Source organism: Burkholderia sp. BCC0405 (genome assembly GCF_902833075.1).
GTDB lineage: Bacteria > Pseudomonadota > Gammaproteobacteria > Burkholderiales > Burkholderiaceae > Burkholderia.
In genome coordinates, this window is sequence record NZ_CADFEO010000022.1 from 48,652 (window position 1) to 71,751 (window position 23,100).

Annotated in this window: 20 protein-coding genes and 1 pseudogene; 12 read left to right on the forward strand and 9 right to left on the reverse strand. The window is 65.3% G+C overall.

What is annotated here, in order from left to right:
• Positions 1-215: 215 nt before the first annotated feature.
• Complete coding sequence (locus HWX36_RS29335) at positions 216-2,462, forward strand: carbohydrate-binding protein (RefSeq protein WP_244136550.1); 2,247 nt, start codon at positions 216-218, stop codon at positions 2,460-2,462.
• Here HWX36_RS29335 and HWX36_RS29340 read toward each other — a convergent pair.
• Together HWX36_RS29340 and blaOXA are read right to left on the reverse strand one after the other, a co-directional pair.
• Positions 2,356-3,528 carry an acyltransferase gene (locus HWX36_RS29340; protein WP_175957110.1) on the reverse strand — a complete coding sequence of 391 codons (1,173 nt, stop codon included), beginning with the start codon at positions 3,526-3,528 and terminating at the stop codon, positions 2,356-2,358. The genes HWX36_RS29335 and HWX36_RS29340 overlap by 107 nt on opposite strands.
• Entirely contained in the window at positions 3,525-4,334 is an 810-nt protein-coding gene (gene blaOXA, locus HWX36_RS29345; RefSeq protein WP_244136551.1) for an OXA-1043 family class D beta-lactamase, read from the reverse strand. The genes HWX36_RS29340 and blaOXA overlap by 4 nt, the downstream gene beginning before the upstream one ends.
• 551 nt (positions 4,335-4,885) lie before the next feature.
• Here blaOXA and HWX36_RS29350 point away from each other — a divergent pair.
• The 3 genes from HWX36_RS29350 to HWX36_RS29360 are packed head-to-tail and all read left to right on the forward strand — an operon-like array spanning position 4,886 to position 7,035.
• A complete protein-coding gene (locus HWX36_RS29350; RefSeq protein WP_244136552.1) occupies positions 4,886-5,944 on the forward strand; it encodes a type IV toxin-antitoxin system AbiEi family antitoxin in 1,059 nt (352 codons plus the stop codon).
• Positions 5,932-6,804, forward strand: a complete 873-nt coding sequence (locus HWX36_RS29355) for a nucleotidyl transferase AbiEii/AbiGii toxin family protein (protein WP_175957115.1) — start codon at positions 5,932-5,934, stop codon at positions 6,802-6,804. Before HWX36_RS29350 ends, HWX36_RS29355 begins: the two co-directional genes overlap by 13 nt.
• Positions 6,805-6,807: 3 nt before the next feature.
• Entirely contained in the window at positions 6,808-7,035 is a 228-nt protein-coding gene (locus tag HWX36_RS29360) for a hypothetical protein (RefSeq protein WP_244136553.1), read from the forward strand.
• 187 nt (positions 7,036-7,222) lie between these two features.
• Here HWX36_RS29360 and HWX36_RS29365 read toward each other — a convergent pair whose 3' ends face one another.
• Positions 7,223-8,374 carry a porin gene (locus HWX36_RS29365; RefSeq protein WP_175957117.1) on the reverse strand — a complete coding sequence of 384 codons (1,152 nt, stop codon included), beginning with the start codon at positions 8,372-8,374 and terminating at the stop codon, positions 7,223-7,225.
• Between the two features lie 570 nt (positions 8,375-8,944).
• Here HWX36_RS29365 and HWX36_RS29370 point away from each other — a divergent pair.
• The 3 genes from HWX36_RS29370 to HWX36_RS29380 all read left to right on the forward strand — a co-directional run bounded on the left by HWX36_RS29370 (position 8,945) and on the right by HWX36_RS29380 (position 11,854).
• The gene (locus HWX36_RS29370; protein WP_175957119.1) at positions 8,945-9,982 is read left to right on the forward strand and encodes an ABC transporter substrate-binding protein; all 1,038 of its coding nucleotides are present in this window, start codon (positions 8,945-8,947) and stop codon (positions 9,980-9,982) included.
• Positions 9,983-10,052: 70 nt separating this feature from the next.
• Positions 10,053-11,018 carry a proline/glycine betaine ABC transporter permease gene (locus HWX36_RS29375; RefSeq protein WP_175957121.1) on the forward strand — a complete coding sequence of 322 codons (966 nt, stop codon included), beginning with the start codon at positions 10,053-10,055 and terminating at the stop codon, positions 11,016-11,018.
• Between the two features lie 14 nt (positions 11,019-11,032).
• Positions 11,033-11,854: a betaine/proline/choline family ABC transporter ATP-binding protein gene (locus tag HWX36_RS29380; RefSeq protein ID WP_175957123.1), complete on the forward strand. Its 822-nt coding sequence runs from the start codon at positions 11,033-11,035 to the stop codon at positions 11,852-11,854.
• A gap of 15 nt (positions 11,855-11,869) precedes the next feature.
• On the opposite strand, the gene HWX36_RS29385 is transcribed toward HWX36_RS29380, so the two are convergent.
• Complete coding sequence (locus tag HWX36_RS29385; protein WP_175957125.1) at positions 11,870-12,901, reverse strand: NAD(P)H-quinone oxidoreductase; 1,032 nt, start codon at positions 12,899-12,901, stop codon at positions 11,870-11,872.
• A gap of 122 nt (positions 12,902-13,023) precedes the next feature.
• Between HWX36_RS29385 and HWX36_RS29390 the strand changes: the two genes are divergently transcribed.
• Positions 13,024-13,929, forward strand: a complete 906-nt coding sequence (locus tag HWX36_RS29390) for a LysR family transcriptional regulator (protein ID WP_175957127.1) — start codon at positions 13,024-13,026, stop codon at positions 13,927-13,929.
• 48 nt (positions 13,930-13,977) lie between these two features.
• Here HWX36_RS29390 and HWX36_RS29395 read toward each other — a convergent pair whose 3' ends face one another.
• The 4 genes from HWX36_RS29395 to aldA form a co-directional block, all read right to left on the reverse strand.
• Positions 13,978-15,645: a GMC family oxidoreductase N-terminal domain-containing protein gene (locus HWX36_RS29395; protein ID WP_175957129.1), complete on the reverse strand. Its 1,668-nt coding sequence runs from the start codon at positions 15,643-15,645 to the stop codon at positions 13,978-13,980.
• 17 nt (positions 15,646-15,662) lie between these two features.
• Entirely contained in the window at positions 15,663-16,880 is a 1,218-nt protein-coding gene (locus HWX36_RS29400; protein ID WP_175957131.1) for a mandelate racemase/muconate lactonizing enzyme family protein, read from the reverse strand.
• Positions 16,877-18,199, reverse strand: a complete 1,323-nt coding sequence (locus tag HWX36_RS29405) for an MFS transporter (protein ID WP_244136554.1) — start codon at positions 18,197-18,199, stop codon at positions 16,877-16,879. Before HWX36_RS29405 ends, HWX36_RS29400 begins: the two co-directional genes overlap by 4 nt.
• 133 nt (positions 18,200-18,332) lie before the next feature.
• Positions 18,333-19,757 (reverse strand): aldehyde dehydrogenase, encoded by a 1,425-nt coding sequence (gene aldA, locus HWX36_RS29410; protein ID WP_175957135.1) that lies wholly within the window; start codon positions 19,755-19,757, stop codon positions 18,333-18,335.
• A gap of 254 nt (positions 19,758-20,011) precedes the next feature.
• Here aldA and HWX36_RS29415 point away from each other — a divergent pair, with 254 nt between their 5' ends.
• The 4 genes from HWX36_RS29415 (at position 20,012) to HWX36_RS29430 (ending at position 22,258) form a co-directional block, all read left to right on the forward strand.
• Positions 20,012-20,266 carry a type II toxin-antitoxin system Phd/YefM family antitoxin gene (locus HWX36_RS29415; RefSeq protein ID WP_124619309.1) on the forward strand — a complete coding sequence of 85 codons (255 nt, stop codon included), beginning with the start codon at positions 20,012-20,014 and terminating at the stop codon, positions 20,264-20,266.
• Positions 20,257-20,673, forward strand: a complete 417-nt coding sequence (locus tag HWX36_RS29420) for a type II toxin-antitoxin system VapC family toxin (RefSeq protein ID WP_175957137.1) — start codon at positions 20,257-20,259, stop codon at positions 20,671-20,673. Before HWX36_RS29415 ends, HWX36_RS29420 begins: the two co-directional genes overlap by 10 nt.
• Positions 20,674-20,925: 252 nt before the next feature.
• Positions 20,926-21,504: a hypothetical protein gene (locus tag HWX36_RS29425; protein ID WP_175957139.1), complete on the forward strand. Its 579-nt coding sequence runs from the start codon at positions 20,926-20,928 to the stop codon at positions 21,502-21,504.
• 10 nt (positions 21,505-21,514) lie between these two features.
• The gene (locus tag HWX36_RS29430) at positions 21,515-22,258 is read left to right on the forward strand and encodes a cupin domain-containing protein (RefSeq protein ID WP_244136555.1); all 744 of its coding nucleotides are present in this window, start codon (positions 21,515-21,517) and stop codon (positions 22,256-22,258) included.
• Positions 22,259-22,551: 293 nt separating this feature from the next.
• On the opposite strand, the pseudogene HWX36_RS29435 reads toward HWX36_RS29430, so the two are convergent.
• A pseudogene (locus HWX36_RS29435) lies at positions 22,552-23,086 on the reverse strand (IS630 family transposase); the annotation flags it as partial.
• Positions 23,087-23,100 lie beyond the last annotated feature (14 nt).

A 23,100-nucleotide genomic window follows, 5' to 3' on the forward strand; every position in this document is an offset into this window, starting at 1 on the left:
CACGCGATCCCGCATTTTCAGTCCAACAGTCTAGCTCTGTTTCGGCCGGCCCGGAACAGACGGGCGCGCGTACCGATTCCGCATGAAATCGACGCCGCCGGCGATCCATTGAATTGGAGTATTGAGGAAAAGTTGAGGTTGTTTGAGCGGGTTGCGGGGCGCTGGAACAATGGGCACTCCTTTCAATGCGCACCGCTTGCGCCGAATGCTATCTCATGATTGTGAAGCCCCTTAACCCGACTTTCGCGCTGACGGCCCTGTCAACGGCCATCGCAGCCCTGCTGATACCGACCGGCGCATCCGCCGCCCCCGCCTACGACCCGATCAAGCATTACCAGGACGGCGCCGAGCGATGCCTGGCGTGGCAACCGGCAAGCACCGATCCCGTCGTCGCCGCCTGCGACGGCGGCGCCGCGCAGGACTGGGCATTCGTGCCGAGCGCGGGCTACTACCAGATCCGCAACGCGGGGGCCACGCAGGCGCGCGGCCAGGACATGTGCCTGCGCACCCAGGCCGGCAATACCGGCATGGGCCGTGTGTCGGTCGAGCCGTGCGCCGGCGGCGATGCGAAGATGGCCCAGTGGCGATTCGAGACCGGGCCGGCCGGACGGCTGGGCATGCTGAACGCGTACCGGATTTCGACGGGCCGGGACGAAGTGCTCGCGATCCGGGAGGGCGGCGACGGTGTCGCGATGCAGTCCGCCCGTGGCGAGCCGTCGGCGACGTGGGTATCGGCGGCGACGTTCGCGCCGCCGCAGCGCCCGCTGCTGGGCGAGAAAACGGCGCTGGTGCTGGCCGCACGCTTCAGCGATGCCGCGGCGAAGGATCATGAGGTCATCCGCAAGGCCGTGTTCGGCGATGGCGACGACTATTCGTCGCTGCGCCGCTACATCGAAGTGGCGTCTCACGGAAAGGCGACGCTTGCCGGGACGGTGCTTGCCGACGTCGACCTCGGCGCGCGTCCGGCAACCTGCACGTCGAGCGCGCTGCTCGATTCGGCACGCAAGGCCGCGCAGGGGCGGGGTGTCGATCCGGCGCAGTTCGACTACCTGTTCGTCGACCTTCCGAAGCTGGCGAGTTGCAACTGGGCCGGGCTGGCGGCAAAGCCCGGCAACTGGATCCTGTCGAACAATAGCGGCCAGGCGTATTGGATGTGGACGCACGAATTCGGCCATTCGCTCGGTGCGTCCCATCCCGATTCGCGGGTGGATTGCCCGACCGTCGGCGGCGCCGTGCAGGTGGGCGACGCATGCCGCACGGGCAAGGTCGACGATCCGTCCGACACGGTCGGTGGCGGCGGCCGTCGTCTTTACCCGGGTAGCTACCAGCTGTTCTCCGGCTGGCTCGATCAAACGGATGTCCCGGAGATTCGCGAGTCCGGCACCTACAAGCTGACGCCGCTGTTCGGCGATCGGGCCGGCTCGAAAGGCTATCGCATCGCGCGCGGCGACGGTACGCAGTTGTGGCTCGAATTCCGGCAGCCGTTGCGCGGCTTCGACGACTGGAAAGCGGACGATCCGTTCGTCAACGGCGTGATCGTGAGAACGGTCAAGTATCAGGGCAACTCGCTGATGAACACGCTGGTGGATACGACGCCGGGCAGCGCGAACGGCATGAAGGATGCTCCGCTGATGCCGGGGCACGCGCTGCACGACACGCTGTCGGGCAAGATCGTCACGGTGAACTCGGTCGGGCCGGACGGCGCGGTGGTCACCGTGCAAAACGACGGCGTGCTGCTGCCGGAGGCGACGATCACGGGGCCCGCGCAAGCCGATGCGAACACAACGGTCACGTTGTCCGGCGCGGCGTCGGTCGGCGAACGCCTGCGATACGCATGGAGCGCGCCGGCCGGCGTCGCGCTGAAACCGGCCGGCAGCAGCGCGAGCGTCGTCGTCCCGCCGTCCGACAAGGATCGCGACTATATATTCGGGCTGACCGTGACCAATGCCAACGGATATACGGCGAGCAAGACCCATGTGCTCAAGGTGAAGGCGCAGGAGGCGATCGCGCCGCCCGGCGCATCGATCGCCGGACCGTCGACGATCGCGGGCGGCGAGCACGTGACGCTGTCGGGCGCGCAATCGAGCGGCAAGGGGCTGTCGTACGCGTGGACGAGCCCGGCCGGCTTGCAGGTCGTCCAACAGGGCGCGACCGTGAGCTTCGTCGCGCCGAAGGCCGGCAGCGCGCGCGAATACGACTTCGGCCTGACCGTGACCGATACGCTGAACCGCAAATCGACGGCAACCCATCGCGTGACGGTGCGCGCCGACGCCGGCGAGACGGTTGCGTCGTGGGATCCGAAGCAAACCTATTCCACGCCCTGCCAGAAAGTGGCCTACGCCGGCAAGTACTGGCTCAACGGCTGGTGGGTGCTGGGCGACGTTCCCGGCCAGGGGGGTGAATGGGGGCCGTGGCGCGAGTTTGGGGTGGCGAACATGCACGCGCAGTGCAAGGGAAAATGATGGAGACCGCGCGCGCGACGACCGCGCTCAAGCCGGCCGACAGCACCAGGTACGCGACGAGCAACGCCAGCTTGCCGTCGCCATGCGTGGCAGGCGGCGGCCAGAACGTGCGCAGCGCGCCGAGCACGATCAGGTGGAACAGATACAGCTCGTAGCTGAGCCGCCCGCTCCAGCGCAGCGGTGCGAGCACGCGGCCATGCGTGCGTCCGCGTTCCGCATGCGCGCCGATCAGCAGCACGGCCGTGCCGAGCGCCATCGCGGAGACCCCGATCACATGGCTTTGCGCGATCGGCCACGCGAGATAGAGCGCCGTCATCGCCGCTGCCGCGAGCCATTGCACGGGCGTCGTCGCGAGTACCTGCCAGCGCGCGCGCTCGGCGAGCAACGCGGTGCAGCAACCGATCGCGATGCCGTCGAAGCACGCGAAGTACGCATAGAGGAATCCGCCTTCGTCGCCAGCATGCGTGAAACGGTACACGGGGCCGATCGCGGCAATCAGCAGCCAGAACGCGAACAGCCGCGCGTCGCGGCGCAGCGCGATGCACAGCAGCGGAAACGACAGGTAGAACACCTCCTCGACCGACAGCGACCACAGCACGCCGAGCGCGTAGTTGACCCATCCGTACGCGCCGATCAGCACGTTCATCCAGAACGTGAGCGACGCGAGATTCACGAGCCAGAACGACACCGGGATGCCTTCCGGCGCATGGTTCTGGAAGATCGGCACGCCGGCCGCCGCGAGGCCGTTGACGAGCGCGAGCAGCAGGAGCAGGCACGGGACGATGCGCGCGATACGCGACACGTAGAACGCGCGCACGTCGAGCGCGCCGAGGCTGCCCCAGCGGCGGCGCGCATTCGACGTGATCAGGTAGCCCGAGATCGCGAAGAACATCGTCACGCCGTAGTTGCCGTTGCGCACGCTCGCATGGACCGCGTCCCAGCCGACGATGCGCGCGAGCGACGTGTCGCGCAGCGAGTAGGGGATGTTGAAGTGATGCAGCAGGACCAGCACGATCGACACGCCGCGCAGCAGGTCGATTCGCGCGTTGCGCGGGCCGGTGCTCATTGCGGCCGGGCCGATTGCGCGAGCGCCGGCAGCGCGTCGAGGAACGTGTCGCGCGCACGCAGGCCGGCGTTCGGCGCCTGCCGGTGGTCGTCCTGGATCAGGTACGCGAACGCGAGCTTGCGCGGCCCCTTCGCCGCCCAGCCGACGAACCAGCCGTATGCGCGCGACGCGTCGTACCCGAGCCCCGGCGATCCCGTGCCGGTCTTGCCGTGCACGATCCAGCCGTCCGGCTGCCTGTCGATCAGCGTGATCCGCTCGGTCATGTCATACGCGTGCGCGCTGACCGGCAGCGTCCGGTTCGCGACCCTGCACATGAAGCCGACCTGTTCGAGCGGCGAGATCCGCAACGACGAATTGACCCAGGCGCCCGTCAAGCCGCTCAATTTGCCCTGCCGGCGGGTGACGTCCGCGTTGCCGTAGCCGAATGCGCTCGTGTACAGCTGGAAACGCGCTTGCCCGAGCGCCTGCGCGACCTGCTGCGAATACCAGAAGATCGACAGCGTCATCCAGCGTGCCGGGTCGGTCGGTTCGCGCCAGGGCGCACCGCCCCATTCGGGGTAGCCGGCGTGGAAGTCGAGCGTCGGCGTGTGTTCGTCCTTCAGGATGCCCGCATCGAAGCCCATCAGGCTGATCGCGATCTTGAACGTCGATGCGGGCGTGACGCGGGTCGCACAATCGCCTTGCTGTACGAGCACCTGGCCGGTGGTCGCATCGGCGACCACGATACAGACCGCGCGGGCATGCGCGGATGCTGCGGCCAGGAGGGTGGTGGTGAATGCAAGCAGCGTGCGATGCCAGCGTTTCAAGCGGGACTCCATGGGATCGGGATGCGCGCCACGCGGACCGACCACTGGATCATGATGACTGGGCGCGCGCAATGGGACAGGGGGATAGACGGTGCTTGTCGGGGCGGACCGTTGAGGCGGCACACAGTGTATCGGCTGCGCAGCGAATGTCGACCGATCATGATTGCCGGAGGCTGTGATCTTGTCGACGCCATGACGTCGCTGTTGCCCGGGGGAAGGCGGACTCCAATGCACGCCTGCGGACAGTTGTGGCAACAGAAGATTGATCGTGCCGTGTTTATCCCTCCTCGAATCGACGCTCTTACCGGTATCGGTTCGAGTTAAATCGGGGTCGGATAAATCAGCGGATATCCGTCCAAGCCTGGTACCGACACTCGGTATGGTTGAACTCGGTTGTTGATCCGGGCGTGAGCTACGGTGCTATCTCACTCAAAAATTTCAATGTACAGATCATTTTCAGCATGTGCTGAAATTTATGTTTTTAGTGAAATTTACGCTTCCTATTTCAGTAGATGTGGTATTTTCAAGGAATGCTGAAAGGGCCATATTCAATGAAAGAAGAAACTCGTGCCGGTGAGGCGCTACGTGGGTTGCTTGAGAAGATTCCGATCCTTCAGGTCGAATGCATCGATGCCGAAGCCGTGTCCGGCGATTGGGAACCGGACTTGATCGCCCGGCTGCTCGTGGACGGGCGGAAGCACATACTCATCTGCGAGTACAAATCGAACGGGCAACCGCGGTACGCCCGCTCGGCGCTGCTGGAGTTGCGGAATTACGTCGAGCACCGAGCCCCCGAGGCGACGCCTGTCTTCATCGCCCCCTATATCTCTCCCGCAGTGAGGCAGTTGTGCGAAGAGAAGGGCGTCGGCTATCTCGACTTGCAGGGAAATGCCCGAATTGCTTTCGGTGGCGTGTTCATCGAACGCGTGGTAGCGGACAAGCCCGCGTCCGAACAACGCGAACTCAAGTCGCTGTTCAAGCCGAAATCCGCGCAAGTGCTGCGCGCCATGTTGCGCGAGCCACGCCGTGCATGGCGAGTCACCGAGTTGTCGGACATCTCCGGGGTCAGTCTCGGACACGTCAGCAACGTGCGCACAGGCTTGATTGATCGAGAATGGGCGCGTGTGTCGGACGGTGGCCTCGTCCTCTCGGAGCCCGACGCACTACTGGACGCATGGCGCGACAGCTACACGGCACCGCCTGGTGAGCGATTGCGGTTCTACACGCCGTTGCACGGCAGCGCGTTCGAACACGCGGCCCGAAGCGCACTGCGCGTCGAAGAGGGTCCGGTACGTGCTGCCTTCGCATCATTCTCGGCAGCGCAGTGGCTTTCTCCTTACGGGCGCACCAGCACGCACTACTTCTTCGCCGACGAGGAAGGTCTGGGCAAGCTCCAGATAGCCCTGACGCTCGCATCCGTATCGAAGGGCGAGAACGTGGTTGTCACCGTTCCGAAGGACTTGGGTCTACTCGCCGACACAGTCGAACCTGCACCAGGCGCGGTCTGCACGAGTCCGGTTCAGACCTACCTCGACCTCTCCATTGCCGGCGAACGCGGCGCGGAGGCCGCCGATCACTTACGCCAGGAAAAGCTCTCATGGCCCGAATGACACCATCCCAGGCACCACAGTCGGCCGCCGAATACGACGACCGCACGACCGCGGCCGTAAAGTCCGTACTGGTCGAGATCGGCCAGATCCTTGGCAGTTTCAAGGGCAAGTTCGCCATCATCGGCGGCGCGGTTCCCTGGCTGCTGCTGGCCAACGAGGACATGCCCCACGTCGGCACGCTCGACGTGGACGTCGGACTGGATGCGGAAGCACTCGGCGACGGCGAGTACGCGACCTTGATCGGAGCGCTTCAAGGCCATGGATACGCCCAGCGCGAGGGGCTTCGGCGCTTTCAATTGGTTCGCAAGGTTCCCGCGCGAGATGGCGGGGAAGCGATCGATGTCGTAGTCGATTTCTTGATGCCGCGCGACGCGGAAATCGTCAAGAACGATCCCCCCTTGATCAGCGACTTCGCCGTGCAACGGGCGGATGGGGCAGACCTGGCAATGCGGTTCTATCAACTTGTGGCGGTGACCGGGGCGATGCCGGACGGAGGGACGAACCGCGTGGAGATCGCGGTGTGCTCGATTCCTGCTTTGCTGGCGATGAAAGGCCATGCGCTGGCGGGTCGCTACAAGCAGAAGGACGCTTACGACATCTACTACTGCGTGCGGAACTACCCTGGTGAGATCGAGGCGCTTGCACAAGAATGTCTCCCACTCCTGGGGCATGCGAGCGGTAAACGCGGTTTTCGGTACATCGCCGAGAAATTCGATACCTTCGAGGGATACGGTCCCACCTGCGTGAGGCGCTTCGTCGAAGACACACATGCGCTGGGTGATCGCACGCCCGAGCAGTGGCAGCAGGATGCGTTCGGGCAGATCGATGCGCTGCTGCGTGCCATGGCGCTGCGAGACTGAGTCGTGCCCGATGGCTACGCGCAACTTCGCAAACTGCTGGAACCTCTCGTCACGGGATTGAAAGATGCCGGCACGCACCCCATGCTGCCGACGCTTTGTGAAGAATTGGGGCTGCGTGCGCCGGCCGCCGACGGTTCCAAGCGCCAACGCATGAGCCCAAGCTTCGATGGGGTTGCGGACACTGACCTGCCTGCGGTTGCACGCAAGCTGCTTGAGGCTGGCCCGTGCTGACCGCCACCCATTCCCTGGCGAGCGGAATGAAACGATTGGACGCTCTACTGCCTAGGCTGGGCTGCAATCCTGGAGGGTTGCCAGATACATGAAAAAACCCGCCGGCAGGCTTGCGCTTGCGGGCGGGCAAAGACACCTCGGGCAGACCGGCGCGGGTGTCGCGTGAAGAACGGAGAACCGGGTTGCGTCAGAACTTGTGGCGCAGCGCGATGCGCACGGCCACCTGGTTCGACGTCGACGACGGCGCGTCGGTGCCGGGGATGAACGCGTTGTCGAGGATCGAGTTCGTCTTGTCGCCGGCGATGTGCTGGTAGGCGGCCTGCACGTACACGTCGGTGCGCTTCGACAGGTTGTAGTCGGCCATCAACCCGGCCGAATGGATCTTCGGCTTCGCAGTGCCGGTCGACGCGTCGTACTTCTCGAGCGACAGCACGTACTGTGCGCCGACCATGAACGCCGGCGTGATCTGGTACGAACCGTTCAGCTCGAAGTTCTGGTACTTGATCGCGCTGACCGTCGCGCCCGGGGCGATGATCGCGCCCGGCGTGCCGAGGTAGCCGTTGCCGGTCGGGTTCTTGTAGTTCGAGTTCGTGTACGCGAAGCCGACCGTCGCGGGCCCGAACGTGTAGTTGATGCCCGCGCCGAACACGCGCATGCGCTCGGCGATGTAGCTCGCGTCGTTCGCGGTGATCGCGCCGGCCGAACCGTCGCCCGGATGGTTCGCCTGCAGGTACGCGGCGCCGATCAGCAGGCCGTTGTTCTGGTACTGCGCGCCGAAGCTGTACGCGCGGTTGTCCGAGAAGTTCGTGCTGTTGCTGAAGCTGTATGCGCCGCCGAACTGGAAGCCGCCGAAGTTCGGGCTTGCGTACTTCACCGTGTTGTCGAGACGGAACGAGTTGTCGGTGTTGTCGTTGTCGAACGGGTGGGCGAGCAGGTAGCCGCCCCAGTTGCCGTTGGCCGTGGTCGGCGCGAGATAGTCGACCACCGAGTCGTACTGGCGGCCGAACGTCAGCGTGCCGTACTGGGTCTGGCTCAGGCCGACGTAGGCCTGGCGGCCGAACATGCGGCCGCCCTGGTTGAGCCGGCCGGTGTTCACGTCGAAGCCGTTTTCGAGCTGGAAGATCGCCTTCATGCCGCCGCCAAGATCTTCGCCGCCCTTCAGGCCCCAGCGGCTGCCCTGGGCATAGCCGCTCGCCATTTCGTAGACGTGGCCGGTGCCGACGTTGTTCGTGTAGTTCAGGCCTTCGTCGATCACGCCGTACAGCGTGACGCTGCTTTGCGCGAACACGGGGGCGGCGAAGGTTGCCGTTACGGCGAGCGCCGTCAGGGTCTTTTTCATTGAGATCTCCGGGATATCCAGCTTGTATCGGTTGTCGTGAGCGCGTCCGGCGAGGCGCGCCCCGTCATCCGGGGCGACCCGGCGCAGCGCGTGCGGCGCCGGAAACGCGCAACGCGCGGCGGCGCGGCAACCGGCAGCGTCGGGTCGTGTCTCCTCCGATGACACCGCGCATTCTTCCCAAGCCGAAAAGGATCCGAAAGCGAGTAATTTCGATCATTGCAATCGGCTTCGCCAATGGGGTCGCGACAGGCTGTTTCGACAGTCGAAACGGGGTGCGCTGCACCACGCTTCAAGGCTGCTCGCGCAACGGCCGAACGGGGGCGCGACACGGCATGCGCGGGGCCGTGAGCGGACTGGGGGAATCGGCTGGGAGGCCCGTCCGGCGGGCTTTCAGGGAAGCCGGAAGATCGATTGGCGCTGCCGATTGCAATGATCGGAATTACTCGTTTCCCTAAACAAATTGGCGGCTGAAACATGCAGGCTGACCGGACGTGGCGGGACTCACGATGCGCCGGTCGCCGCGCATGCCGCGACGCACAAACAACAGATTCGATTTGGAGACGACCCACCATGCAGATTCGACGACTGAAAACGGTCCTTCTCGCCGCCGCGGCGATCCTGTCCGCGCCTGCCGCCCATGCGGCCGGCGGCGCGTGCGCCGACGGCAAGACGGTCCATTTCGCGGGCATCACGTGGGAGAGCGGGTCGTTCGCGACCGAAGTGCTGCGGCAGATCATGGAGAAGGGCTACGGCTGCAAGACGGACGTCGTGCCGGGCAGCACGGCCGCCACCGAAACGGCGCTCGCGCGCAACGACCTGCAGATCTGGGCCGAGCAGTGGACGGGGCGCAGCGAAATCACCGCGAAGGCCGTCGCGTCGGGCGCCGTGAAGCTGATCGGCGACACGCTGCCGGGCGGCACGACGGAAGGCTGGTTCGTGCCCGACTACGTGGTGAAGGGCGATCCGGCGCGCAACATCAAGCCGGTCGCGCCGGGGCTCGTGTCGATCGACGATCTGCCGAAGTACAAGCAGGTGTTCGCCGACGAGGAGGAACCGGACAAGGGCCGCTTCCTGAACTGCCCGACCGGCTGGGATTGCGAGCGCGTGAACACGCGCCTGTTGCGCGTGCTGAAGCTCGACCAGTCGTACACGAACTTCCACCCGGGCACCGGTGCGGCGCTGGACGCGGCGATCGTGTCCGCGTACCAGCGCGGCGCGCCGATCGTGTTCTATTACTGGGGCCCGGCCGCGCTGATGGCGAAATACAAGTTCACCGCGCTGAAGATGCCGGCCTATAACGAAGCATGCTGGAAGACGTTGCGCGACGAGAGCAGCACGCACCAGTGCGCATCGTCGTACATGGTGTCGCGGCTGACGGTCGGCGTGTCGAAGCCGTTCGCCGATGCGAACCCCGATCTCGTCGGCGTGTTCGGCAAGGTGCGTTTTCCGATGGACTTCCTGAACCAGACGATCCTCGAGATGACGACGAAGAAGATCGACGGCGCGGCGATGGCCACGCAGTTCCTGAAGACCCGCCCGGACATGTGGAAGCAGTGGGTGCCGGCCGACGTCGCGCAGAAGATCGCCGGCAGCCTGAAGGGCGCGTAACCTGCGCGCGGCGGCGGGCCCGCGCCCGCTGCCGCCGTCACGCGCCTTCGCGGCGCGACGGAGAATCAACATGAACGGCTTCTTTCTGCACCTGTCGATCGCCGACTGGGTGAACAGCGCGCTCGAGACGTTCGTCGCGCAATACGGCGACGGCTTCCATCACTTCAGCGTACTGGTGCTGCGCTACCTGCTCGTGCCGCTCGAAGGCGCGCTGCGCGTGGCGCCGCCGTGGCTCGTGCTGCTGGCCGTCGGCGCGATCGCGTGGAATGCGACGCGCCGCATCGGCCTCGGCGCGCTCTTCATGCTGCTGCTCTACGCGATCGGCTGCTTCGGCCTGTGGGACAAGCTGATGCAGACGCTTGCGCTGATGCTCGTCTCGACGGTGCTGTCGGTCGCGATCGGCGTGCCGGTCGGCATCCTCGCGTCGCGCAGCGCGTGGCTGCGGCGGATGCTGCTGCCCGTGCTCGACGTGATGCAGACGCTGCCGAGCTTCGTGTACCTGATCCCGGTACTGATGCTGTTCGGGCTCGGCAAGGTGCCCGCGATCCTCGCGACGATCATCTACGCGCTGCCGCCGCTGATCCGCCTGACCGATCTCGGCATCCGCCAGGTCGATCCGGACGTGACGGAAGCCGCGCGCGCGTTCGGCACGACGCGCTGGCAACTGCTCGTCAACGTGCAGTTGCCGCTCGCGCGGCCGAGCATCATGGCCGGCATCAACCAGACGACGATGATGGCGCTGTCGATGGTCGTGATCGCGTCGATGATCGGCTCGCGCGGGCTCGGCGAGGACGTGCTCGCGGGCATCCAGACGCTCGACGTCGGCAAGGGCACGCAGGCGGGCCTCGCGATCGTGATCCTCGCGATCGTGATCGACCGGATCAGCCAGGGCTTCGGCCAGGAACGACGCGCGCGGCGGCGGCTCGCGCAGCAGCGCCGGCAGAAGGGCGCGTCGCGCGTGCCGTACCGGTTGCCGCGCAAGGCGCAGTCGGCGGGCGTCGATTCGAATCAGGCGACGCAGTCGTCGCGTGCATAGGAACGGAGACAGACATGGCGACCATCGACGTCAAACACGTGTACAAGCTGTTCGGGCCGCAGGCCGCGCATGCGCGCGTGCTCGACCTGCTGCGCTCGGGCAAGCGCAAGGCCGACGTGCTGGCCGAAACGGGCTGCAACGTCGGGCTCAACGACGTGAGCCTCGGCATCGAGTCGGGCGAGATCTTCGTGATCATGGGGCTGTCGGGCTCCGGGAAATCGACGCTCGTGCGGCACTTCAACCGGCTGATCGAGCCGACGGCCGGCGAGATCGTGATCGACGGCAGCGACGTGATCAAGCTCGACGCGCACGGGCTGCGCGAGCTGCGCCGCTTCAAGGTCAGCATGGTGTTTCAGAACTTCGGGCTGCTGCCGCACCAGACCGTGCTCGACAACGCCGCCTATGCGCTGCGCACCCGCGGCGAGACGCGGCACGATGCGGCCGCGGCCGCGCGCAACTGGCTGACGAAAGTCGGGCTCGACGGCTATGGCGATCACTATCCGGACGAGTTGTCGGGCGGGATGCGGCAGCGTGTCGGGCTGGCGCGCGCGCTGGCGGCCGATACCGATGTGCTGCTGATGGACGAGGCGTTCTCGGCGCTCGATCCGCTGATCCGCACCGAGATGCAGGATCAGTTGCTCGAGTTGCAGGCAACGCTTGCGAAGACGATAGTGTTCATCACGCACGATCTCGACGAGGCATTGCGCATCGGCGACCGGATTGCGATCCTGCGCGACGGCACGCTCGTGCAGGTCGGGACGCCGGACGACATCCTGTCGCGTCCCGCCGACGATTACGTGCGCAGGTTCGTGGAGAAGCGGTCGAGCGTGAACTGACGCGCGTCCCCTCGCTCAGGCCGCGCGGTGCGCGGCCGTCGTCAGCACGATCTTGCCGATGTGGACGCCCGAGTCGATCAGCACGTGCGCATCGCTTGCGTCCTCGAGCGCGAACGCGCGAAACACCTGCGGCCTGACCGTGCCGGCCGCGACGTGCGGCCACAGGTGCTGTTCGAGTTCGGCGATGATCGCGCCCTTTTCCTCAGGCGAGCGCGAGCGCAGCGTCGAACCGATGTGCGTGAGGCGCTTGGTCATCATCGGCCATACGTCGAGTTCCTTCGCCGGCCCATTGAGCGCGCTGACCTGCAGGATCCGGCCGTTCATCGCGGCGGCCCGGTAATTTCGCGCCACGTAGTCGCCCGCGATGATGTCGAGGATCACGTCCACGCCCTTGCCGGCGGTGATGGCGTCGACTTCCGCGACGAAATCCTGCTCGCGGTATTGAACCGCGTGATCCGCGCCGAGCCGCAGGCTCGCGGCGCGATGCGCTTCCGAGCCGACCGTCGTGATGACGGTCGATGCACCCATCGCCTTCGCGATCATCGTCGCGGCGGTGCCGATCCCCGATGCGCCGCCGTGGATCAGCACCGATTCGCCGGCCTGCAGCCGTCCGCGCTGGATCAGGTTGAGCCAGACCGTCATGAACGTTTCCGGCATCGCCGCTGCCTCGATCATGCTGAGGCCGCGCGGCAGCTTCATCGTCGCGAGGTGGTTGGCGACCGCGTATTCCGCGTAGCCGCCGCCCGTCACCAGCGCGCATACCAGGTCGCCCGGGGCGAAGCCGCGCACGGCCTCGCCGATCGCGACGACCTCGCCCGCGATCTCGAGACCCGGGATGTCGGACGCACCGGGCGGCGGGTTGTAAAGCCCCTTGCGTTGCAGCACGTCCGGGCCGTTCACGCCGGCGGCGTGGATCCGGATCAGCACTTCGTCCGCGTTCGGCCGCGGCACGGGGCGCCGCGCCGTTGCCAGTACCTCGGGGCCGCCGGGGCGGGTGATTTCGACTGCCGCTATGTCGGCGGGAAGGGGGAAAAGCGAATCGGACATGTTTGCCTCGCAACAGGTAGGTGAGTGGTCGGTGAAAAAAGTATAGGCTTGAGGGATGATGAATTCGCGCAGCGAATTTCACGACCACAGATGCAAATTTGCATCACCTGAGGAGCGCGCCGTTGAACTGGGACGACACCCGGATTTTTCTTGCCATCTACCGGGAGCGCAGCCTGCGCGGTGCCGCGCGGGTCGTCGGGCTCGACCAGGCGACGGTCGGCCGGCGGCTCGCGGCGCTCGAGCGCGCGCTGGGCGCCACGCTGTTTCTGCGCACGTCCGCCGGGTACGCGCCGACCGCGGTGGGCGAGGTGGCGGTGCGGAACGCGGAGAAGATGGAGCAATCGGCGATCGATCTGGTGCGGCAGACTCAGGGCGTCGACCGGCGACTCGCGGGCGACGTGCGCGTGACGACGACCGATACGATCGGGATCGAGTTCGTGATGGGCGCGATCCGCAACCTGCACGACGAGCATCCGGATGTGCGCGTGCTGCTCAACACGTCGACGCAGGTGGAGAACCTCGCGAAGCGCGAGGCCGATATCGCGATCCGGACCATCAAGCCCGACAACCCCGATCTGCTCACGCGCCGGCTCGCCGCGTGGCCGACGGGGTTGTACGCGTCGGAGGAATACCTGGAGCGGCATGGCGAGCCGGTGCCCGGCACGGGTTTCGACGGTCACGACCTCGTGTGCTTCCTGCCGCACCTGAACGCGCGCGGTTCGCTCACGGTGGTCGGCGAGCCGGTCCGCGCGGGGCGGATCGTGTCGGGGCTGAATTCGAACCTGATGCTGCGCGCCGCGGTGCGCGCCGGGCTCGGGCTCGGCGAGCTCCCGGTGCCGATCGCGGAGCGCGACGGGCTGGTGCGCGTGTGGCCGGAATCTACCGGTGCGCGTGCTTACGAAGTCTGGATGGTCACGCACAAGGATCTGCGGCATACCGCGCGCATGAGCGCGATGATCGATCACATCGTGCGGGTGTTTGGCGATACGCCAGTGCGGCGTCGAACGAAAAACGGCGCACCGCGATGAGCGGAGCGCCGTTTTTCGTTGCCCCTCTTTCTGCTCGCGGCCGCTGCGTCAGTGCGCGACCGTTTCCCGTTCGCCCGCGCGCACGCCGGCCATCTCGCCCTGCAACGCATCCGCCAGGATCAGATCCGCGCCTTTCTCCGCGACCATCATCGTCGGCGCGTTGATGTTGCCCGACGTGATGTTCGGGAACACCGACGCATCGACGATCCGCAGCGCCTGCAGCCCGTGCACGCGCAGCGATGCATCGACCACCGACGTCGCCGCGTCCGGCCCCATCGCGCACGAGCCACACAGGTGATAGATCGAACCCGACTGCTCGCGGAAATACTGCAGCATCGCTTCGTCGGAATCGACCTGCGGCCCCGGCGAGATTTCCTCGACGGTCATCGACTTCAGCGCCGGCGCGCGCATCAGCGCCCGGATCATCTTGCTGCCCTGCACGGCTTCATCGAGATCCTTCTGCGTGGTGAGCGCGTTGATGCGGATCTTTGCCGCATCCTCCGCGCGGTTCGACGCGATCTCGATCGTGCCGCGGCTCGTCGGCCGGCACGGGTTGAACGCGATCAGGAATCCGGAATACGGCTCGGGCTTGATGCTTGCGCGGTCGCTCTTCGGGATCCGGTATGACAGCGGATTGAAGTACAGCTGGATGTTCGGCTCCCGCGCATCGTCCGAGCCGCGGAAGAAACCGCCCGCCTGGTTCACGCTCATCGCGAGCGGGCCCCGCTTCGTCAGCAGGTAGCGCAGCCCGATCTTCATCTTGCCGATGAGCGTACCCATCTCGTCGTTCAGCGTCGGCCGGTTCGCCTTGAAGTAGAAGCTCACGCACAGGTGGTCCTGCAGGTTGCGGCCGACGGCCGGCAGCGCATGCACGAGCGGCACCCGCTGGCGCGCGAGCAGCGACGGATCGCCGACGCCCGACAGTTGCAGCAGCTTCGGCGTATCGACCGCGCCGGCCGCGAGGATGACCTCGCGTGCCGCGACGAGCGTTTCGTCGCCGTGTTCGCCCGCGATGACCACGCCGGTCGCACGCATGCCGTCGAACGTCACGCGCCGCACGAGCACGCCCGAGCGCAGCGTGAGGTTCGCGCGGCCCAGTGCGGGACGCAAGTACGCAAAGCTGCTCGAACAGCGTTCGCCGTTCTTCGTGTTCAGGTCGTAGATGCCCGCGCCTTCGAACTGCGCGCCGTTGAAGTCGTCGGTGCGCGGCAGGTTCAGTTGTGCGCATCCCTTCAGGAACTCGTGGACGATCGGATGCACGTCGGCCTTCATCGACGTGATGTGGATCGGCCCCGTCGAACCGTGATGCCGCGGGTCGGTCGCGCCGGCCGAGTGGGTTTCGAGCTTGCGGAAGTACGGCAGCACGTCGTCGTACGCCCAGCCGGGATTGCCGGCGTTCGCCCAGTCGTCGTAGTCGCTGCGCTGGCCGCGCACGTAGACCATCGCGTTGATCGAGCCCGATCCGCCGACCACCTTGCCGCGCGGGCAGTACAGCTTGCGGTCGGCGAGCTGCGCCTCGGGCTCGCTGTAGTACATCCAGTTGTAACGGCGGTTGTAGTAGGTCTTCGTGAAGCCGACCGGCACCTTGAACCAGAACGACGCGTCGCGTTCGCCGGCTTCGAGCAGCAGCACCGAGTGACGGCCCGATTCGCTCAGGCGGTTCGCGAGGATGCAGCCGGCCGAGCCCGCGCCGACGATGATGTAGTCGTAAGTCATGGTCGCGTTTTTCCTGGTCAGCCCTTCGCGGGGGCGAGATCCTTTACGTCGACGGGCTTCTCGCCCATCTGCAGGTGCAGCCGCTCGCCGGTGTACGGCGTGTGACGGCGCACGACGTCCATGTCGAGCTCGATGCCGAGGCCCGGTTCGGTCGACGGAATGATGTAGCCGTCTTCCCAGCGGATCGGCGTCTTCACGACTTCGGCATGGAACCCGCCCCACGTCATGATGCTTTCCTGGATCAGGAAATTCGGCGTGCAGGTCGCGAGCTGGATGCTCGCGGCTGCGCCCACGGGCCCGTTGTACAGGTGCGGCGCGATCTGCGCGTAGTGCACTTCGGCGAGCGTCGCGATCTTCTTCGCTTCGAGCAGGCCGCCCACGCGCGCGACGTTCAGTTGCAGGATCGACGCGCCGCCCGCCTGCAGCAGCTTGTGGAATTCGTACTTGGTGGTCAGGCGCTCGCCGGTCGCGATCGGAATCGACGTGTGCTTCGCGACTTGTGCGATCGCTTCTTCCTGGCCGGGGGGAACCGGCTCCTCGAACCACAGCGGGTCGTATTTCTCGAGCCGCTTCGCGAGCCGGATCGCCGACGACGGCACCATCTGCCCGTGCGTGCCGAACAGCAGGTCGGCCTTGCTGCCGACGGCTTCACGCACCTTGCGGCAGAACGTTTCGCAGCGGTCGAGCACCTCGAGCGACAGCTGATGGCCCGAGTAAGCCGTGTACGGGCCGGCCGGGTCGAACTTGACGGCCGTGAAGCCGAGCTTCACGTTCTCGGCCGCGCATTCGGCCGCGAGGTCGGGGTCGTCGTAGTCGTATTCGCCCTTCGCGTTCTTCGGGTACAGGTACGTGTACGAGCGCAGCCGCTCGTGGATCTTGCCGCCGAGCAGTTCATACACGGGCTTGCCCGCGGCCTTGCCGACGATGTCCCAGCACGCCATTTCGAGGCCGCTGACGACGCCCATCATCGTGAGGTCGGGACGCTGCGTGAAGCCGCTCGAATAGGCCTGGCGGAACAGCCGTTCGACGTGATGCGGGTCGCGGTCGAGCAGATGGCGTTCGAACACGTCGTCGATGATCGGGGCCATCGCCTTCGGGCCAAACGTCGCCGAGTAGATCTCGCCGACGCCTTCGATGCCGTCGTCGGTCTTCAGCTTCACGAAGATCCAGTACATCCCGCCGACATGCGGCGGCGGCACGGCGACGATATGGGTTTCGAGCGAAACGATCTTCATGCGGACTCCTGGAGGCGGTTGAGGCGGTATTTGAGGAACGCGGCGGCGCCCGCGCCGCAGAGCGCGATGGCCGCGATATAGCCGAAATAGAGCTGGTAGCCGTGCGCGCCCGGCCAGGTCTGCGTCACGTAGCCGTTGATCAGCGGCACGAACACGTCCGGCGAATAGCCGAGCACCGAGATCAGGCCGATCGCGAGGCCCGCGCAATGCGTCGGCACCTTGCAGTCGTCGAGCAGCGACCAGTACAGGCCGCGGATCGCGTAGGTGAGGATGCCGATGAACAACACGAGCACGACGAGCATGGCCTGCGGGCTGTGCGCGGGCGCCGCGATCAGCCCGACGAGCGACAGCGCGGCGAGCAGCAGCGCCCAGAACAGCACGGACACCTTCGATACGCGATCGCCGAGGAAGCCGCCGCCGATGCCGCCGACGGGGCGCATCCACAGCTTGAGCGTCGTGATGAAGCCGGCCGCCGTCGCGCTGAGCCCGAAATTGCCTTCGTGCAGGTACGCCGAGAAGCTGTAGGTCGCCCAGAACACCTGATAGCCGCAGAACACGATCGCGGCGACGAGCCACAGCTCGGGGATCGACGCGAGCGTCTTCAGGTCGGTCAGCACGTTGCCTGGCCGGCGATTGCTGGCCGTCGCACGGCGGCCCGTGCTCGCCGGATCCTTCACCAGCGCGAGCAGCACGCCGAGCGCGATGCAGAAGAATGCGTACAGGTGGACGACGAGCTTGAAGCCGGCCGCGTCGGTGCCGCCGCGCGCCTGCGTCACGTACGCGAACAGCGTGATCGCGATCGTGGCGAGCAACGCCTCGACGAGGCCGCGGCCGCCGTCGAGCAGGCCAAAGAAACGGCCCTGTTCGTCGGGGCCCGCGATCGTGTTCACGCGCTTGATCACGGCGGCCCAGAACGTGAGGCCGGTGGTGAGCCCCCAGCCGCCGAAGATCAGCACGAGCGTGTCGAACGACGGCCCGGTCGCATAGACGAGCCCGAGCGCGCCCGTCGCGAGCAGCGAGAAACAGATCAGCCAGCGCGGCGACAGGCGGTCGGCGAGCCAGCCGCTCGGCAGGTAGCTCACGAGGAAGATCGTGCCGAGCGACGAATACAGGTAGCCGAGCTGCACGTCGTCGATATGGAAGAACTGCAGCATCGTCGGCTGGTACACCTGCCGCAGATACAGCATCGGGTAGATCGCGCCCGCGGCAATCACGAGCAGCAGCAGTTGCAGGTAGCGTTGCGCGCGGGCGGGCTGCGACGCGTGTGCGTCGTCGTGCAACGCGAGCGACGCGGCGTGCGTCGACGGTTGGGTCGGCATGGTGTCTTCCTCCATCAGACTTCCTCTACGCGGAGGTCTGCAGATTTGTTATGTGTTCGATCGGGTCAGGGGCGGCGCGCGCGGCGGGGTGTCGTGGTGCGCGCGCCGGAAACGGTGCGTCGGCGTGACGGCGTCAGTACTTCATGACGACGAGGCGCGTCTGCGTGAATTCGAGCATGCCGTGCTTGCCGTCGTCGCCGCCGAGGCCCGAGCGCTTCCAGCCGGCGTGGAAGCCCTGGTACGGGTCGGCCGGCGTGCGGTTCACGTACAGCTCGCCGGCCTCGATCGCGTTCGCGACGGTCATCGCGGTGCGGTAGTGCTCGGTGTAGAGCACCGACGACAGGCCGAACTGGTGGTCGTTCGCCCGTGCGATCGCTTCGTCGATCGTCGTGTAGCGCAGCACGGGCATGATCGGGCCGAAGGTTTCCTCCTGCACGATCTCCATGTCCTGGCGGCAGTTCGTCAGCAGCGTGGCCGGGTAGAAGAAGCCGGGGCCGGCCGGGATTGCGCCGCCGGTTTCGAGCGTCGCGCCCGCCGCGATCGCGCGTTCGACCATCCCGTGGATGTGCGCGCGCGCCGATGCGCTGACGAGCGGGCCCATCCGCGTGGGGTCTTCCGCACGGTCGCCGATGCGCACGGCTGCCATCTTCTCTTTCAGCAGCGCGACGAAGCGATCATGCACGCTGTCGTGCACGTACACACGCTCGATCGCCGTGCAGAGCTGGCCGCAATGGGTCGTCTTCGATGCGACGAGTGCGGCGGCCGCGCGTTCGAGGTCGGCGTCGGGCTCGACGATCGCGGGCGTCTTGCCGCCGAGTTCGAGCGACGGCTTCGCGATGTTCGCCTTGCAGTAGTCGAGCACCTTGCGGCCCGCGTTCACGCTGCCCGTCAGCGTGATCATCCCGACTGCAGGATGCGTGCACAGCGCTTCGGCCGTCGTGTGATCCATCGTCAGGATGTTGATGACGCCCGGCGGGAAGCCTGCATCGTCGGCGGCCTTCGCGATCTCGAACGCGGACACCGGCGTGTGGTTGCTCGGCCGCACGACCACGGTGTTGCCGGCGATCAGGGCGGGCGCGACCTTGCGCAGCAGCGTGTAGACGGGGTAGTTGAACGGGATCAGGCACGCGACGACGCCGATCGGCTCGCGGTGCAGGAACAGGTTCTCGTCCGGCGTGTCGCTCGGGATGATCTCGCCCTCGATCCGGCGCGCCCACTCGGCGTGGTAGCGCGTGATCTGGCCCGCGTAGACGGCTTCGTTCGACGCGTCCTCGACGCTCTTGCCGGATTCCTGCGCGAGCGCCGCGCCGATCTCGGGGGCGCGTGCGGCGAGCGCGTCGGCGAAGCGGTGCAGATAGGCGGCGCGCTCGGCGCTCGGCAGCTTGCGCCAGGCTTTCTGCGCGGCGGCCGCGGCGTCGACGGCGGCGAGCGCCGCTGCCGGCGTCGCGGCCGGCACGCGCGCGAACGGCGCTTCGGTGGCGGGATTGTGGACGACGATGAACGTGTCGCTTTCCGGAGCGACGAAACGGCCGTTCACGTAGTTGCGTTCGGTGCGCATGAAGTGACTCCTCCGATGAATGCAGGCGGATCGCTTCGATTGGCGACACGCGCGGCACGGGATGGAGGCCATTTTGTTCATGCGTTTAGCGCACGACAAACGACTTATTTTCGTGGCGACCATGAGAAAAACGCACGTTACCGAGTGAGTCGGGCGGAGTCGCCCGTCCGGCAAAGGACGGCCTTTTTTGCACTCCTCTGCGAAGAATGCGTAATTTACGTATAATACGCATCCAACAGCCCCCGGAGGTCGCCATGCCAACCATTACTGCAACCGATCTGGCACGCAACACGCGCCAGATCCTCGACCAGGTCGCGCAGCGTCGCGAAACCGTCGTGGTCGAACGTAATCAGACCGTAATCGCTCGCCTGGTGCCGGCCGAACCCGTCATGAACGCGGCGCAGGCGCTCGAGGGCTTGCCGCAAACGCTAGGCGCCGAGGACGCGGCCCGCTGGCTGCGCGATAGCCGCACTGGCTTCGAAGATGGAGTGCGTGACCCGTGGGCGTGATCATCGACAGCTGCGTTTGGGTGGGCTTGGCAGGTGGTGCAGTTGAGCCGCGCGCCGTGATCGACACGGCTGGCGATGCGCCGGTGTTCATCTCGACGGTCTCGCTCGGCGAACTGGCATTCGGCGTGCACGCATGCGCGGACGCCGCTGACCGTGCGCGGCGGGCCGCACACCTGAGGCAGCTCGAGCGCCGGCCGGTGCTCGACGTCACGCGCCACACCGCGGCCGCGTTCGGCGTACTGGCAGCGGCCGTCAAGCAAGCCGGCCGCTCGCCGCGTCCGCGCTATAACGATCTGTGGATCGCGGCGCAGGCGATCGAGCACGGCTACGCGCTGATGACGCTGAACACCGCGGATTTCGCGGATTTGCCGGGGCTGACCGTGTTGGTGCCGGCAGCGGCGGCCTGATCCATACCTACGCCACAGGGACTCATCCGCGATTGAAGTTCACCGCCTGCAGGCTGGCGTCAGCCTTGAAGGCCCGCATTACGTTATCCAGCTGGCGTCAGCCAGCTCGGGCGGCAAGCTCGATGCGCCGACCGTGAACATCGGCGTGCTGGCGCGCCCCGCGCTGACAGAGTCCGATCGGAATGTGCGCCTGGAGGCGTACGACGTCGGCACGATTTCCGTCTGGTCGACATTGTGGTCGAGGCGCGCGAAATGCGTTACGAGCACGCGCCGTATTTCCGCGAGGGTTTCACGCTGTCGCTCGAGGAAGGCATGGCCGAACAGCTGGCCGTCTACCTGCCGCGCATCGATCTGATTAGCCTGGTTGCCGCCGGCGTGGGCGAGGCCATCAAGCCGATGCTCGGCTGCGCGCCGGCGCCGCACGAACAAGCGGTGATCGCCGATGTCGTCGCAAGCACCGTGCTCGATCGTCGACCGACCGGTCGCGCTCGATCGCGAGCTGACCCCCGCGACGTTCGGGTTGCGCCGCAGCTGCGAAGATTGGATTTATGCCGACGTGCCGCTTACCGCGCTGGTCGGCCACAAGACGTCGAGGCCGTACTGCGGAAAGTCGAGCCGCAGGCCTATGACGTGAAACGGGCCGTGGTGAGGGTCGATGCGCAGGATCGAGGCGAGACGGTGTATGCCGCGTTCAACGTGAATTGCGAGACCGTGTTGATCCACGCGCGCAGTGTGCGAGCGGATCGCTACTGGCATGTCGACAGCGATCAGATCGTGCCGATACCGGCACCGCGTTGCTGCGGTCGTTCATCATCGACTCAATGCAAATGAAACTAGCTGTATGCTGTTGGCCTGTCGCTACGAATTCACGGTTTGCTTGCCGGTGATGGCTAAAGCAGCTTCCGGATACGAAGCAGTAAAGAATTGCAAATCTCAACAATCACATCGTATGGTGACAATAAAAAATAGAATTTTTTGTAGAGGGTCGGTGGCGGGGATCGTGCAAGCCGCTGTCATTTCAACTTTTATCGCACTTGGCCTGATCTATGTTGGGGAAGTTATGGCGGAAGAAAGCACGCACAAGATTGAAAAATCGAAGGAATTTTGGATTAAAAAGCTTGGTCTGGCGCCGCACCCAGAGGGTGGGTACTTCAGATACGAGTTCGGTTCAGATGTGGTCCGAAAAACAGAGGACGGAGCTGAACGAAAAGACTATAGCGGAATATATTTCATGGTGACGCATGATAGTCCGTCACACTTTCATCAGATGAAGTCCGATGAAATATGGTATTACCACGCTGGGGATGCGTTGACGATGCATGTCATCGATGAAGCAGGGAAATACCGCACCGTCCGTATCGGCCCCAATCCGGATCGTGGGGAGGTGCTATCCGTGGTCATGCATGGTGGCTGGATTTTTGGCGCGTCGGTTGACTCGGGTGATTATACTTTGGTTAGTTGTACGGTCGTGCCGGGATTTGACGAGGCTGACTACAGAATATTAATTCAGTCTGAATTGTTGGAAAAATATCCAGAAAATCGGAATGCCATACTGAAAATGGCATACAAAAATTTTCCAAAATAAAAGGCGGGCGTGGTGTTGGAGTGCTCTGCCTTCGTGGTTCGATAGTCGTCTGCGCGAATGAATTTTGGACGGGATCATTCGTGTCAACGGTGAACAGTATTCCAACCTGCCAAGTAGAGGCGATCTTTCCAAAAGATGGTGGGAAGCGCTCGTCGGGGGCAAGAATTCGTGTGAATTTCAGGTCTATCGCCCGTATCTCCGCACGACGCATCCAGACGCCAGCGCCGATATGTGCCGATATGTGCCGACGTCGTGCGAGCGAGAAGCGGGCGAACTCAACCACACATTATCGTTTAGACCCGTGCGCAAAACCGTTCGAGGCTCGCGAGAATTTCATCGGCCGACTGGCTCCAGGCGAACGGCTGAGGATTCGCGTTATGGACGTCGAGGTAATGCCGGATTGCCTCTTCAAGCTGCCGTGTCGAGCGATGCGTGCCACGTCGAATGTACTTCTCGGTCAACGTGGCAAACCAACGTTCCACCTGATCGAGCCACGATGCAGACGTTGGGGTGAAGTGAACCCGGAAGCGCGGATGTCGAGCGAACCGGTTTTTGATCGAAGGCGCCTTATGCGTGCCGTAGTTATCCGTCACCCGATGCACGTCCAGATCAGCGGGCACGTTGGCATCGATCGCGCGCAGGAATTGCAGGAATTCACTACTGCGATGGCGATGATGCAATTCACCGATGATTTCGCCCGTGGCAATGTCCAGCGCGGCAAGCGAGGTGGCGATGCCGTGGCGCATGTACTCGGGTACGACGCTCGGGAATGCCGGGCGCCAACGGTAGTATGGGCTGCGTGCGGTCCAACGCCCGGATCTGGCTCTTCTACTACGACAGGC